Origin of the sequence: Falsiroseomonas algicola, assembly GCF_011040385.1 — a bacterium.
Classification (GTDB): domain Bacteria; phylum Pseudomonadota; class Alphaproteobacteria; order Acetobacterales; family Acetobacteraceae; genus Falsiroseomonas; species Falsiroseomonas algicola.
Map to the genome: position 1 here is coordinate 1,089,485 of NZ_JAAIKB010000001.1, position 14,173 is coordinate 1,103,657.

Here is a 14,173-nt window from a genome sequence, read left to right on the forward strand (position 1 = left end):
CGCCCCGGCGCGGGCTGCCCCTGGGCGAGGCAGCCCGGCCGCCCGATCAGCCTTGCGCCACCGCCTCCGCGATCGCCTTGCCGACATCGACGGTGCCGGCCTGCCCGCCCATGTCGCGCGTGCGCGGCCCGCCCTCGGCCAGCAGCTTCTCGATCGTCTGCGTGATGCAGTCCGCCGCCGCCTTCTCGCCCAGGTGCTCCAGCATCATCGCCCCCGACCAGATCTGCCCGATCGGGTTGGCGATCCACTTGCCCGCGATGTCCGGCGCGCTGCCATGCACGGGCTCGAACATGCTCGGCGCCGTCTTCTCCGGGTTGATGTTGGCCGAAGCCGCGATGCCGATGGAGCCCGCCACGGCAGGGCCGAGGTCGCTCAGGATGTCGCCGAACAGGTTCGATCCCACCACCACGTCGAACCAGTCGGGGTGCTGGACGAAATGCGCGCAGAGGATGTCGATGTGGTATTCGTTCGTCGTCACCTCGGGATAGTTCTTCGCCATCGCCGCGAAGCGCTCGTCCCAGTAGGGCATGGTGAAGGTGATGCCGTTCGACTTCGTGGCGCTCGTCACCTTCTTCCGCTTGCGCGTCATCGCCAGCTCGAAGGCGTATTTCATGATCCGGTCGCAGCCGATCCGCGTCATGATCGATTGCTGGGAGACGAATTCGCGATCCGTCCCCGGGAACATCCGCCCGCCAACGCTGCTGTACTCGCCCTCCGTATTCTCCCGCACCACGTAGAAGTCGATATCCTCCGGCCCGCGGTTCGCGAGCGGCGACTTCGACCCCGGCAGCAGCTTGCAGGGGCGCAGGTTCACATACTGGTCGAAGCCGCGCCGGATCGGGATCAGCAGGCCCCAGAGCGAGACATGGTCCGGCACCCCCGGCCAGCCGACGGCACCCAGGAAGACGCTGTCGCTGTCCCGCAACTGGTCCAGCCCGTCATCCGGCATCATCTTGCCGGTCGCGGCATAGGTCTCGCAGGACCAGTCGTAGTGCTTGAGTTCGAGTTCGAAGCCGAAGCGCCGCGCCGCGGCGTCCAGCACGCGCAGCCCCTCCGGCGTCGTCTCCTTGCCGATGCCGTCGCCGGGGATGACGGCGATGCGGTGCTTTCTCGTGGTGTTCATGCGGGCTCGCTCCGGTCAGGGCGCGGACCCTGCCGCCCGCGGCCCGCTTCGGCAAGCCGGGTCAGGCAAAGACCACGTCGAAGGCCGGGTCGAAGGTGCCCGCCAGCAGGAAGGTGTCCCATCCCGCCGGCCCCTCCACCCGCCAGGTCGCGCCGGACACGAAGCGCAGCGTTGCCCCCGGCCCGTAGCCCACCAGCATCAGCACGTCGCCCGCCGCCGCGCCATTGCCGGCGAAATCCGCCACCCTCTCCCCCTGTGCCTCATCCAGCCGCAGGATGAACACATCATCGCCTGTCCCGCCCAGCAGCCGGTCGCCGCCCGGGCCACCATCCAGCGTATCGGCCCCCGCCCCGCCCGACAGGGTGTTCACCGCCGCATTGCCGACCAGCAGGTTGTTCAGACCGTTGCCCGTGCCGTTGATGGAGTCGCTCCCCACCAGGCGCAGCGCCTCCAGCGCCCCGCCGAGCGACCAGCTGACGCTGGACTCCACCGTATCGAGCCCCCCGCCATCCAGCAGCCGGTCGCCCGCATCATCCACGCGGTAGACGTCGTTGCCCGACCCGCCCGCCAGGCTGCCCGCACCCGGCCCGCCATCCAGCGTATCCGCCCCCGCCCCGCCCGAGAGCGTCTGCGACCCGCCCGATCCCAGCATCCAGTTCGCCAGGCCGTTGCCGATGCCGACCAGCCCCGGCGCGACCAGCTCCAGCCCTTCCATCGCGGCGTCCAGCGTCCAGCTGATGCCGGCGCGGATCGTGTCCTGCCCGCCGCTGTCCAGCACCACATCGCCCGCGCTGTCGATGCCGTAGAGGTCGTTTCCGAGCCCGCCATCCAGCGTATCCGCGCCCCCCCGCCCCTCCAGCGTGTCGGAGAGATCGCCGCCCACCAGCTCGTCATCCCCCGCGCCGCCGGTCAGCGCGAAGCGCTCGATGCCGCTGAAATCCGCGAAATAGGCCCCGCTGCCGAGCAGCCCCTCCCCATCCCCGAAGGACCAGACGAAGACGGCATCATCCTGGCCCGACCAATCCGCCACCAGCAGATCGAGGCCCGAGCCCCCATCCACCACATGGTTGCCGAGCCCGAGGACCAGCACATCATCCCCCGCGCCGCCCTGCAGCAGCGCCTCCGTCCCCGTCGCCGCCACCAGCGTATCGGCACCGGCCCCGCCATCCAGCGCCCCGCTGCTGCCCGCGCCGCCCAGCAGCAGGAGGTCCGCGCCGCCCTCGCCCCGCAGCAGCGCCTCCGCCACCACCAGCCCCTCCTCGGCCGCGATCAGGACGTCGTCGCCCTCGCCGCCGGAGAGTTCGTCATCGCTGCCCGCCACGCCGCGCAGCGTGTCCGCCCCCGCGCCGCCCCGCAGCAGGTCGGCGCCCTGGCTGCCCGTCAGGTCGAAGCGCTCGAACCCCGTGAAGCGGATCGTGACGGGGTCGCCCACCGCGGTGTCGTCCAGCACCACGGTGAGGCTGCCGCCGGCGCCCGCATCCGGCAGAACGGTGATGGCCGCGATCGCCTCCCCCGGCAGCAGCCGCAGGATGTCCGACCCGTCTCCGCCATCGGCCAGGCCGCGCTGCGTGGCGAGCCCGAAGGCGGTGAAGGCGCCCTGCCAGCGCAGCACCACCAGGTCATCGCCCTCGCCCCCCAGCAGCCGGTCGAGCGGCGCGCCGAGCAGCGGATCGGCCCCGGCGCCACCTTCCAGCGTATCGGGCTCCAGGTCCGGCCCCGCCTCCGCCAGGCGGCCCGCCACCAGCAGGTCATTGCCGGCGCCCCCCAGCAGCCGGTCCGTCCCGGTGCCGCCGACCAGCGTATCCGCGCCCGACCCGCCATTCAGCAGGTCGGCGCCGCCATTCCCCTCCAGCCGGTCATTCCCCGCAGCGCCCAGCAGCGTGTCGCGCCCGCCCGCCCCCTCATCCGACGCATCGCCAAGGTCCCCCCACAGCGTATCGTCGCCGATTCCCCCATCCAGCCGGTCCGCGCCCAGCATGCCGACCAGGCTGTCATTCCCCGCGCCGCCCAGCAGCCAATCGTCATGGCCCAGGACCGAAGCGGTGGCGGGCGCATCGCCCAGCAGCGTATCGGCCCCCTCCCCGCCATCCAGCGTGTCGCCGAAGGTGCCGCCCACCAGGCTGTCGTTGCCGGCTTCCCCCAGCAGGCGGTTGTTGGACCCGAAGGCCAGGATGGTGTCGTTGCCCTCTCCCCCGAAGGCGAGGTCGGCATCCCCCTCGCCCGCCTCGCCGACCTCGATCCGATCCTGCCCTGCGCCGCCGCGCAGCGTGTCCGCGCCCGCGCCACCCAGCAGCGTGTCATCCCCGCCGCCGCCCTCCAGGCTGTCCGCCCCCGCCTGGCCCGCCAGGCTGTCCGCCCCCTCCCCGCCCCGCAGCGTGTCGGCCCAGGTGGAGCCCAGGGAGGTCTCGTTGGCCGCGCCGCCCTCGAAGAGCACAGGCAGGAAGGGCCGGGTGACGTTCAGCGTGTAGCCGCCGGTGCCGGCCACCGCGCGCAGCCCGATGACCCAGAAGCCCGTCGCGTTCACGGTGAAGGTGAAGAAGGGATCGAGCAGCCCCGCCGATCCCGCATCGACCACCGTCGCATCCGTCGCCGTCGCCACCAACGTGCCGGAGGGGTTGAAAAGCGTCAGCGTCAGGTCGAGCGGCGGCGCCGTGCCATCGACATCCAGCACCAGCGCCTCCCCGGCCGCGAGGTAGACGGCAACGAAGTCCTGGTCGGTGGTGGTGCCGATGGTGCCGGTCAGCGTCGCCGTCATCAGCGCGGGATGCAGGCTGCCGGCGCCATCGGCGGCCCGCGCGGTGAAGGCCGCACCGGCGATGGTCTGCGCCCCCGCCACGCCGGCCGCGCCCGTCAGCCCACTCTCGATTTCCGCGATGATCGCCATGCCGCGCCCCTCCTGGCCGCCGAATCGGTTCCGGAAGGGTCGCATCCCGCAGGCTGCCAAGACAGGCAGGCCTTCACGGATTGTTACGACGTCGTCAACAGGAACCCCCGATCCGGTCGTTCTGCGGGACGAAAGGTTAAGATTCGCTGAAGCCGGCGTTCACGATCGTCAGGCCGGTGCGCCAGCCCGCAGCATCCGCGACGCCGCGCTCACGCGCCAGGCTTCCAGCCCAGCAGCCGCAGCGCGTTCAAGGTCACCAGCACCGTCGCGCCCGTATCCGCCAGGATGGCGGGCCAGAGCCCCGTGACGCCCGCCAGCGTCGTCACCAGGAACACCGCCTTGAGCCCCACCGCCACCGCGACGTTCTGCCGGACATTGGCCATGGTGGCGCGCGACAGCCCCACCAGCTCCGCCACCCCCGTCACCCGGTCCCGCAGCACCGCCGCATCCGCCGCTTCCAGCGCCACCTGCGTGCCGCCACCCATGGCGATGCCGACCGTGGCGGCAGCGAGCGCGGGCGCATCGTTGATGCCGTCCCCCACCATCGCCACCGGCCCCGCCTGGCGCAGCGCCGCCACTTCCCGCAGCTTGTCGGCCGGCAGCAGCTCCGCCTTCACGGGGATCCCCAGCGCCTGGCCGATGGCGGACCCCGTCCGCGCATTGTCCCCCGTCAGCATGACGGGCTCGATGCCCATCGCCCGCAGCGCCGCCACCCCCGCCGCCGCATCCGCCCGCGGCTGGTCCCGGAAGGCGATGAGCCCGACCGCCGCGCCATCGGCCAACACGACGGAGACGGTGTTTCCCTCCCCCTGCAGCCGCTCGACCTCCGCGGCCAGGTCGGCCATGCCGGTCGCCGCCGCCGCGAAGCGCGGGCTGCCCACCGCGATGCGCCGGCCGCCGACCGTCGCCAGCACCGCCTGGCCCGGCTCCGCCGCCGCCTCGGCCGCCGGTGGCACGACCACGCCCCAGGCCGAGGCCCGCGCCGCCACCGCCCTGGCCAGCGGATGGGCGGAGCCCGCCTCCACCGCCGCCGCCAGGGCCAGCACCGCGGCCTCCTCCTGCCCCGCCACCGCGACGATGGCGGTGATGCGCGGCCGCCCTTCCGTCAGCGTGCCGGTCTTGTCGAAGGCGATGCTGCGGGCGCTGCCGATCGCTTCCAGCGCCGCGCCCCCCTTCACCAGCAGCCCGCGCCGCGCCCCGGCCGAGAGCCCGGACGCCATGGCGGCGGGGACCGAGATGACCAGCGCGCAGGGGCAGGCGATCAGCAGCACCGCCAGCCCGCGATAGAGGCTGGTCTGCCAGTCCCAGCCCAGCAGCGGCGGCGCCAGCAGGATGATTGCGGCCGCCACCGCCATGGCGCCCGGCGTCCACCAGGCGGAGAAGCGTTCGATGAAGCGCTGCGTCGGCGCCCGCGCCGCCGTCGCCTCCTCCACCAGCCGGATGATGCGCGCCACCGTGTTGTCGGCCGCCCCGCGGGTGATGCGGATGCGCAGCGCGCCATCGGCATTGATGGACCCCGCCACCACCGCATCGCCCGGCCGCCGCGCCACCGGCACGCTCTCACCCGTCACCGGGCTTTCGTCGATCGCGGAGCGCCCTTCCTCGATCACCCCATCGCCCGGTACGCGATCCCCGGGCCGCACCAGCACCAGATCGCCGACGGCGAGGCGCTCCGCCGCCACCTCCTCCGTCCCGCCATCGGGGCGGAGCCGCAGCGCGGTCCGCGGCATCAGCGCGGCGAGCGACCGGATCCCCGCCCGCGCGCGGCCGGCCGCCACATTCTCCAGCAACTCCCCCAGCGCGAAGAGCAGCACGACCACCGCCGCCTCCTCCGCCGCGCCGATGACGATGGCGCCGAGCGCCGCGGTGACCATCAGCGTCTCGATGGAGAAGGGGCTGCCCGCCCGTGCCAGGGCGAATGCCCGCCGCCCGAAGGGCAGCAGCGCCACCAGCGTCGCCGCGACGAAGAGCCAGGTCTCCGCCGCCGGCACCACCAGCCCAGCGACCCAGGCCGCGGCCACCAGCGCCCCCAGCATCCAGACCAGCATCGCCTTGCCCGTCCGCCACCAGGGCAGGCCTTCCTCGGCCGGATCGTCGCCATGGTCGCCATGCGCATGGGTGTGGGAATGGACGTGCGGCGCCCCCGCCGGTGCCGCGCCCGCCAGCGCCGTCGCCCGGTAGCCCAGCGCGACCACCGCCCGCTCCACCGCCGCCGGCTCGCCGCCCGTCACCGCCAGGCGCTCCGCCATCAGATTCACCGAGACCGCGGCGACGCCCGGCAGGCGTTCCACCGCCCGCGTCACGCTGGCGACGCAGGCGGCGCAATCCATGCCCTCCACCCGCCATTCCCGCCTGCCATCCGCGTCCATCGCCGTCCCTCGATCCTCGATCCGGCATGCAGGATGGGACCTCTAGCGACTGGAGGTTCAAGCCCCCATCTGGCAGCGATGGGACAGACCCTTTCCATCGGCGACCTCGCCCGCGCCACCGGCGTGAAGGCCACCACCATCCGCTGGTACGAGGCCGAGGGCCTGCTGCCCGCCCCCGCCCGGACGGAGGGCGGCCACCGCGCCTATGGGGAGGCGCATCTCGGCCGGCTCGGCTTCATCCGGCACGCCAGGGAACTCGGCTTCCCCATGCCGGCGATCCGGGAGTTGCTCGACCTGGCCAGCCATCCGGAGCGCGACTGCGCCACGGCGCATGGGGTGGCGACGGCGCAGATCGCCGCCATCGACGCCAAGCTCCGGCGGCTGCAGGCGCTGCGGGGCGAGCTGGCGCGGGTCGCGGAGGCCTGCGGCGGTGGCCGCGCCGGCGAATGCCTGATCCTGGAAGTGCTGGCCGACCACCAGCACGGCCACTGCACCGACCCCCTGCATGCGGAGGCCGGGCGGGAGGGGGTGTAAAGCACTATCCGATCAAGCTGAATCAGCTTGATCGGATTTCGTGCTTTAAAAACAACAACTTCTAGAGCACGAGATCCGTCCAACTGGACGGATCGTGCTCTAGGCGCGCCGCGGCAGCCTGATCCGCGTCACCCAGGGCAGCACCGCCACCACCAGCCCCATCACCAGCACCAGCTGCGCCGGCCGCAACCCCGCGCCCGGGTCGAGATTGGCCGCCAGGATGCGCGCCGCGGGCAGGTTGCTGGACAGCCCGTACCACGCGAACTCCACCAGCGCCGCGCCGATGGCCGCCAGCACCGCGAGCCCCGCCAGCGCCGGGGGCGAGGCCCGCCACCGCCCCGGCAGCGCCCGCCAGGCCATCAGGAACAGGAAGACGCCCGCCATCAGCACCGCGCCATCGGCGCGGGACTTCGCCTGCAGGAACTGATGGAAGATGCCCGCCGCCGCCAGCCCATAGACCGCCCGGTGCAGCACCTTCCACCGCCGGCCAAGCCTGGCCTGCCACCCATCGGTGGAGGTCACGCCCAGCACCACGAGGCCCAGCAGCACCAGGAAGCCGAGGGTCAGGTAGAAGCGCAGCAGGATCTCGCTGGCGATCTCCGGCAGGTCCCAGGCCATGTGGCCCGCATACATCAGCAGGTGCAGGACCGCGTAGCCCAGCGCCACCAGCCCCAGCATGCGCCGGAAGGTCAGCGCCTTCGGCCAATCCGCGACATGGCGCAGCGGCGTGACCGCCAGGCTGATGAGCAGGAAGCGGATCGCCCAGGTCCCGGATTCCTTGGCCGCCGCCTTCCAGGGCTCCGCGCCGAGTTGTCCGCTCTCCAGCAGCCAGAGCAGCACCAGCCCCGGCGCGAAGGCGGATATGAGCACCAGCATCCGGGTCCAGGAAAAGCGCCCGCCCCGGGTCAGCCAGGGCCAAGGGATGGAAGGACGATCAGGGGAGAGGGTCGTGGCGCTCATGCCCGCCCTTTCGCGCCGCGCGGCCCGGGCGTTACGCGGGACAGCCTCACTCATGCGTCAGCAGACCCCGTTCGCGGATGGCCGCCACGATGCGCGCGACCTCGTCCCGGGGCTGCCGGGCGAAGGGCGTCGGCGCGTCATCGATAGGCCGGGCCTGCCCGGCGGCTTGGAGGCTGGCATGCAGGGCCCTGTGGCGCGGCCCCTCATCCCCGAGGGGCGCGATGAAGATCGGCGCGGCGGTCACCAGCGCCTCCGACAACATGGAGACGGAATCGCCCGACACCACCATCACATCCGCCCAGACCAGGATGCCGAGATAGGGATTTTCGCCGGCACTCCCCCAGGCGTGAAGGCGGTGCGGCACGGGGGAGAGCGCTTCCGCCAGCGCCGCCGTCGCCGCGGCGCCCGTCCGACGGCTGGCCGTCGCCATGACGCTGCCCGCGAAGCCTGCCACCTTGCGGCCGAGCGCGGCGGCGATGGCGGGGTCCAGCCCCTCCGCGCGCACCGGCCCGCCCAGCAGCAGCCCGACGCGCGGGGATGGCAGGTCGCGCAGGGCCTCGAAGCGGGTCCGCGCCGCGTCCAGCGCCGCCGGCGTCACCCGATGCGCGGCGCCCAGGATCTCGATCCGGTTCGGCGCCGGGGGCATTCCGTCATGCGCGCCCACCACCTGCAGGTCGAAGCCGCCGCTGCCCGGCGCGCGCATGCAGTGGACGATCCGCGTCCCGCGCCGCTTGAGCCACAGCGCCACCGGCGCGGAACGCCGCCCGGCGGAGATGACGAGCCTCGGCCAGGGCGCCACGAAGGCGGCGCGGCTTTCGGGCGTCAGCCCCATCAGCGTCGGCCAGGGCAGCGGCAGCCGCGCCAGCCTGCCCCATTCCAGCGGAACCGTCCGGAAGGGCTCGCCCAGGCGCTCCGCAATGCCGATCGCCTGCGCCGCCGTGCCCGCGCGCGGGTCGGCCAGCACCCAGACGCGTTCCGGGCCGGCACTCATGGACGCGCCCCGCTCACTTGGTTACGAACAACCCGCACACACGCCGCCCGACACCCGAGGATTTCGTCACGATGGCCATTCCCCACGCCTCCGACTGGGACCGCGACGCCGCGCTGACCACCGCGCGCATCCTGCTGGAAATCAAGGCGGTGAACTTCCGGCCGGAGGAGCCCTACACCTTCACCAGCGGCTGGAAGAGCCCCGTCTACATCGATTGCCGCAAGATCATCTCCTTCCCCCGCGCCCGCAACCGCATCTGCGACCTGGCGGTGGAGAAGATCGGCCGCCACATCGGCTACGAGACCATCGAATCGGTGGTGGGCGGAGAGACCGCCGGCATCCCCTTCGGCGCCTGGATCGCCGACCGCATGATGGCCCCCATGGCCTATGTCCGGAAGAAGCCCAAGGGCTTCGGCCGCAACGCCCAGATCGAGGGCGAGGTCCCCGTCGGCCAGAAGACCCTGCTGGTGGAGGACCTCACCACCGACGGCGCCTCCAAGATCAAGTTCGCCCAGGCGCTGCGCGATGCGGGGGCCATCTGCGACCACACCTTCGTCGTCTTCTACTACGGCGTCTTCCCCGGCAGCTTCGAGCAGATGAAGTCCATGGGCCTCAACCTGCACCACCTCTGCACCTGGTGGGATGTGCTGGAAGTGTGCCGGGAACGCCCCTATTTCAGCGAGACGGCGCTGAAGGAAGTCCGCAAGTTCCTGGAGGACCCCGTGGGCTGGTCCAAGGCCCATGGCGGCATCGGCAGCCTGGCGGAGGCCAAGCCGAAGGAGTGAGTTCGCGCACAGGGGGTCGGCATGGTCCGCATCAGCGTCGAATTGCCGGATGAGGTGGCGGAGGCGCTGGGGCGTTTGGCCCATGGGCGCCAATCGACCCCCGCGGCCCTGCTGTCCCGCTGGGCGGAGGAGGCCACCGCGTTCCAGGCAGAACTCGACAGCCGCCTCACGGAGGGTCTTGCCGACCTCGCCGCCGGCCGAACCGCCTCGCATGAGGAGGTGATGGCTGACCTCCAGAACTGGGCGGAAGACCTCGAAGCCCGGCATCGGGATACGCGGTGAGGCTGCGCTGGTCCCGCCTCGCCCGGCGCGACCTTGCCGACCTCAGGCGCTTCATCGAGGACGACAACCCGCAAGCCGCGTCAGCGCAGGTGGCGCGCATCCGTCGCAGCGCCGCGCGGATCGAGGAATTCCCGGAATCCGGCCCGCTCATCACGGCGTCGGGCCTGCGCGCCACGGGCGTGCCCGGCACCGCCTACCGCATCGTCTACCGCATCGAGGCCGACCTCATCCTCATCGTCGCCGTCTGGCATGGAGCCCGTGCATGGCCCTTCGACCCGCGCTGACCCTCCTCGCCGCGCTCGCCGCCGCGCCCGCCCTCGCGCAACCCGCGCGGGACAGCCTGACCATCGGCATCACCCAGTACCCCGCCACCTTCCACCCCAACATCGAGGCGATGGCCGCCAAATCCTATATCGGCGGCTTCACCCGGCGCCCGCTGACGGCGCGGGACCCCGACTGGGCGCTCGCCTGCCTCGGCTGCGAGACGGTGCCGACGCTGGAGAACGGCCTGGCGATCCGCGAACAGACCCCCGATGGCCGCCCCGGCATCCGCGTCACCTGGCGGTTGCGCGAGGGCTGGCGCTGGGCCGATGGCCAGCCCGTCACCGCGGAGGACCTGCTCTTCGCCTGGCAGGCCGGGCGCGACTTCTCCACGGGCTTCGGCGGCGCCGAGTTCTACCGCCAGGCCTATGAGGCGATCGTCGTCGATGCCCGCACCATCACGCTCCGCTTCGACCGCGTGACCTTCGACTTCGCCAGCGCCGGCGATTTCGTCCCCCTCCCCGCCCATCTCGAGCGCCCCATCTGGCAGGCCGACCCGCGCGCCTACCGCACCCGCACGCTCTACGAGACGCAGACGACCAATCCCGGCCTCTGGAACGGCCCCTACCGCGTCAGCGCCGTCACCCCCGGCAGCGGCGTCACCCTCGAACGCAACCTGCATTGGAACGGCCAGGCGCCCGCCTTCCGCCGCATCGCCATCCGCACGGTGGAGAACACGGCGGCGCTGGAGGCCCAGCTTCTCGCCGGGCAGATCGACATGGTGGCCGGCGAACTCGGGCTGCCGCTCGACCAGGTCTCGGCGCTGGAACGCCGGATGCCGCAGCGCTTCCGCTACGCCTACAAGCCCGGCCTCATCTACGAGCACCTCGACCTGCTGCTGGACCTGCCCCAGCTCAGCGACGTCCGCACGCGCCAGGCGCTGATCATGGCGACCGACCGCGCCCAGATCGTCGCCCGCCTGTTCGAGGGTCGGCAGCCCGTCGCCCACACCACGGTCAATCCGCTGGACGGCATGCATGACGACAATGTCCGGCAATGGCCCTTCGACCTGGCCCGCGCCCGCGCGCTGCTGGACGAGGCCGGCTGGCGCGTGCCCAGCCCGCCCGGGGACGGCATCCGCCGCAACGCCGCCGGCGAGCGCCTGTCCTTCGACCTCATGACCACCGCCGGCAACCGGTCCCGCGAACAGGTCCAGCAGGTGCTGCAGGGCATGTGGCGCCAGGCCGGCATCGAGGCCCGCATCCGCAACGAGCCCCCCCGCGTCTTCTTCGGCGAGACCCTGCCCCGCCGCCGCTATGGCGGCGCCGCCATGTTCGCCTGGATCAGCAGCCCGGAGAACGTGCCCCGCACCAGCCTGCATTCCGAGGAGATCCCGACCGCGGAGCGCAACTGGTCCGGCCAGAACACCACCGGCTTCCGCAATGCGGAGATGGATGCGCTGCTGGAGGCGATCCCCGTCGAGCTCGACCGCGAGCGCCGCCGCGCCCTCTGGCACCGCCTCCAGGCGATCTATGCCGAGCAGCTTCCCGCCATCCCCCTCTGGTTCCGCAGCGACGCCCATGTCTGGCCCCTCTGGCTCGACGGCGTGCGCCCCACCGGCCACCTGAACGCCTCCTCGAACTGGGTCGAGGAATGGCGGGTCCGGTGATGGCGCCCCTCCCTCCCCCGCGATTGCGGGGGGTCGCGGCACTGCCGCGACGCCGAAGGCTGGTCGGGGTGGGGGTCCGGCGCGACACTCCCCTGATGTTCGACCACCTCTCCCTCTCCGTCACCGACATCCCCCGCGCGCGGCGCTTCTACGACGCCGTCCTCGGCGCCCTCGGCATCCCCCGCGTCTGGGCGGAGGACCGCGCCCTCGGCTACGGCCCCCGCGACACGGGCGCCGCCTACCTCACGCTCCGCCTCTCCCCCTCGGCCGCGCCCCCCGCCGCCCACACCGCCTTCCGCGCCCCCTCCCGCGAGGCCGTCCACGCCTTCCACGAAGCCGGCCTGAAACAAGGCGGCACCTGCGACGGCCCGCCCGGCCCGCGCCCGCATTACGGCCCGACCTACTACGCCGCCTTCCTCCTCGACCCCGACGGCAACCGCATCGAGGCCGTCCACCGGGATGCCCACCGGGCCGAGCCCGGATGATCCGCCTCCTCGCCACCCGCCTGCTCCAGGTCGCGATCACGCTCGCGATCCTCTCGCTGGCCATGTTCCTGCTGATCGGCCTGATGCCCGGCGATCCCATCGACCTCGCCATCGCCGGCGATCCGCGCCTCACCGCGGAGGACGCCGCGCGGCTGCGCGCCCTGCACGGCCTCGACCAGCCGCTCCTCGCCCGCTACCTCGCCTGGGCCTCCGCGCTGCTCCGGGGCGAGTTCGGTTTCTCCCGCCTCTTCGCCCAGCCCGTCGCCGCCATCATCGGCCCCGCGCTGCTCTCGACGCTCGCCCTGCTCGGCGTCGCGCTGCTGGTCGCCGCCACCTTCGGCCTCGCGCTCGGGATGCTGGCCGCCGCGAGACCCCGCGCCGCGCCGCTGGTCGATGCCATCGCCATACTGGGGCAATCGGCGCCGACCTTCTGGCTCGGCATCCTCCTCATCATCCTCTTCGCCGTGACGCTGGGCTGGCTGCCCGCCGGCGGCACCAGCGAAACGGGCGGCCTCGACGCACTCCGCTTCCTGCCGCTGCCCGTCGCGACGCTCGCCATCGCCAACCTCGCCGCCTATGCCCGCCACAGCGCCGCCGCGCTGTCCCACACGCTGCGCGAGCCCTGGGTCACCGCCGCCCGCGCCCGCGGCAATGGGGAGGCGCGGCTGCTGCTCCGCCACGCCTTCCCCAACGCCGCCGTGCCCATCCTGCAGGTCGCCGCCCTCGATGCCGGCGCACTGGTCGGCGGCGCGCTGATCACGGAGACCCTTTTCGCCCGCCCCGGCATGGGCAAGCTCATCTATGACGCGGTGATGGGCAACGACACCAACCTCGCGCTCGTCGCCCTGCTGCTGGTGGCCCTCGTCACCCTGCTGGCGACGCTGGCGGCCGATCTCGCGCAGCGCGCCCTCGATCCCCGGCTCCGCGATTTATGAGGCTCCGGCTCGGCCTTCTCCTCATCGGCACCCTGGCCCTGGGCGCCCTCGGCGCGCCGCTGGCGCAGTCCTGGCTGGGCGTCGATCCCTTCGCGCCCGACCTCTTCAACCGCCTCGGCCCGCCCAGCGCCTCCAATCCGCTTGGCACCGATGATCTCGGCCGCGACCTGCTGCTGCGGCTGCTTCATGGCGCCCGCGTCTCGCTCGCCGTCGGCCTCGCCACCGCACTGACCGCCACGGTCATCGGCACCGCCATCGGCCTTCTCGCGGCCTGGCGCGGGGGCGTGGTGGATGCGGTGCTGATGCGCCTGGCGGACGGCCTGCTCGCGCTGCCCGCGCTTCCCGTCCTCGTCGTCCTCGCCGCCGTGGACACCGGCAGGATCGGCCTGCCTCGTGGGGAGGCCGCGTCCGACATCCTCCGCATCGTGGTGATCCTCAGCCTTTTCGGCTGGGTCGGCGTGGCCCGCCTGGCGCGCGCGGCCGCGCTCTCCATCCTCGCCCGCGACTATGTCCGCGCCGCCCGCGCGCTGGGCGCGTCGGAGGCGCGCGTGCTGCTCCGCCACGTCGCGCCCAACATCGCCGGCCCCGTCGCCGTCGCCACCGCGCTCTCCGTCGCCGGCGCCATCCTGGCGGAAAGCGCGCTCAGCTTCCTCGGCCTTGGCATCGCGCCGCCCGCGGCCAGCTGGGGCAACATGCTGGCCAATGCGCAGGACCTCGTCTTCAGCGCGCCGAGCGTCGCCCTCTGGCCCGGCCTCGCCATCCTGCTGGCCGTGGCCGGCTGCACGCTGGTTGCGGACGGGCTGCGCCAGCGCTGAGGCCCCTTGTAAGTCTCGTTCATCGGCGTCGGCCTGTCATAAGCTGGCTGGCGCGGTGGCGGAGGGGATGCCGATCTGCC

General features: G+C 72.8%; 13 protein-coding genes. 8 read left to right on the forward strand and 5 right to left on the reverse strand.

From position 1 onward, the window contains the following. Window positions 1–46: 46 nt before the first annotated feature. The 3 genes from G3576_RS05265 to G3576_RS05275 all read right to left on the reverse strand — a co-directional run bounded on the left by G3576_RS05265 (window position 47) and on the right by G3576_RS05275 (window position 6,376). Window positions 47–1,123, reverse strand: a complete 1,077-nt coding sequence (locus G3576_RS05265; protein ID WP_164693234.1) for a tartrate dehydrogenase — start codon at window positions 1,121–1,123, stop codon at window positions 47–49. 61 nt (window positions 1,124–1,184) lie between these two features. Then, on the reverse strand, window positions 1,185–4,007 hold the full coding sequence (locus G3576_RS05270; protein WP_164693235.1) for a calcium-binding protein: 2,823 nt from the start codon (window positions 4,005–4,007) through the stop codon (window positions 1,185–1,187). Between the two features lie 209 nt (window positions 4,008–4,216). Further along, window positions 4,217–6,376 (reverse strand): heavy metal translocating P-type ATPase, encoded by a 2,160-nt coding sequence (locus G3576_RS05275; protein ID WP_235951396.1) that lies wholly within the window; start codon window positions 6,374–6,376, stop codon window positions 4,217–4,219. 78 nt (window positions 6,377–6,454) lie between these two features. Between G3576_RS05275 and G3576_RS05280 the strand changes: the two genes are divergently transcribed. Then, window positions 6,455–6,910 (forward strand): MerR family transcriptional regulator, encoded by a 456-nt coding sequence (locus tag G3576_RS05280; protein ID WP_164693236.1) that lies wholly within the window; start codon window positions 6,455–6,457, stop codon window positions 6,908–6,910. A 99-nt stretch (window positions 6,911–7,009) separates the two neighbouring features. On the opposite strand, the gene G3576_RS05285 is transcribed toward G3576_RS05280, so the two are convergent. Together G3576_RS05285 and G3576_RS05290 are read right to left on the reverse strand one after the other, a co-directional pair. Then, window positions 7,010–7,870 carry a protein-methionine-sulfoxide reductase heme-binding subunit MsrQ gene (locus G3576_RS05285; protein WP_164693237.1) on the reverse strand — a complete coding sequence of 287 codons (861 nt, stop codon included), beginning with the start codon at window positions 7,868–7,870 and terminating at the stop codon, window positions 7,010–7,012. Between the two features lie 46 nt (window positions 7,871–7,916). After that, window positions 7,917–8,861: a mitochondrial fission ELM1 family protein gene (locus tag G3576_RS05290; protein WP_164693238.1), complete on the reverse strand. Its 945-nt coding sequence runs from the start codon at window positions 8,859–8,861 to the stop codon at window positions 7,917–7,919. A gap of 71 nt (window positions 8,862–8,932) precedes the next feature. Here G3576_RS05290 and G3576_RS05295 point away from each other — a divergent pair, with 71 nt between their 5' ends. The 7 genes from G3576_RS05295 (at window position 8,933) to G3576_RS05325 (ending at window position 14,093) form a co-directional block, all read left to right on the forward strand. Beyond that, the gene (locus G3576_RS05295; protein ID WP_164693239.1) at window positions 8,933–9,646 is read left to right on the forward strand and encodes an orotate phosphoribosyltransferase; all 714 of its coding nucleotides are present in this window, start codon (window positions 8,933–8,935) and stop codon (window positions 9,644–9,646) included. A gap of 21 nt (window positions 9,647–9,667) precedes the next feature. After that, window positions 9,668–9,928 carry a CopG family ribbon-helix-helix protein gene (locus G3576_RS05300; protein ID WP_164693240.1) on the forward strand — a complete coding sequence of 87 codons (261 nt, stop codon included), beginning with the start codon at window positions 9,668–9,670 and terminating at the stop codon, window positions 9,926–9,928. Further along, window positions 9,925–10,212 carry a type II toxin-antitoxin system RelE/ParE family toxin gene (locus G3576_RS05305; RefSeq protein ID WP_164693241.1) on the forward strand — a complete coding sequence of 96 codons (288 nt, stop codon included), beginning with the start codon at window positions 9,925–9,927 and terminating at the stop codon, window positions 10,210–10,212. The genes G3576_RS05300 and G3576_RS05305 overlap by 4 nt, the downstream gene beginning before the upstream one ends. After that, entirely contained in the window at window positions 10,191–11,858 is a 1,668-nt protein-coding gene (locus G3576_RS05310; protein WP_164693242.1) for a peptide ABC transporter substrate-binding protein, read from the forward strand. Before G3576_RS05305 ends, G3576_RS05310 begins: the two co-directional genes overlap by 22 nt. A gap of 95 nt (window positions 11,859–11,953) precedes the next feature. Beyond that, window positions 11,954–12,343 carry a VOC family protein gene (locus tag G3576_RS05315; RefSeq protein WP_164693243.1) on the forward strand — a complete coding sequence of 130 codons (390 nt, stop codon included), beginning with the start codon at window positions 11,954–11,956 and terminating at the stop codon, window positions 12,341–12,343. Next, complete coding sequence (locus G3576_RS05320) at window positions 12,340–13,278, forward strand: ABC transporter permease (protein ID WP_164693244.1); 939 nt, start codon at window positions 12,340–12,342, stop codon at window positions 13,276–13,278. Before G3576_RS05315 ends, G3576_RS05320 begins: the two co-directional genes overlap by 4 nt. Further along, window positions 13,275–14,093 (forward strand): ABC transporter permease, encoded by an 819-nt coding sequence (locus tag G3576_RS05325; protein ID WP_164693245.1) that lies wholly within the window; start codon window positions 13,275–13,277, stop codon window positions 14,091–14,093. The genes G3576_RS05320 and G3576_RS05325 overlap by 4 nt, the downstream gene beginning before the upstream one ends. Window positions 14,094–14,173 lie beyond the last annotated feature (80 nt).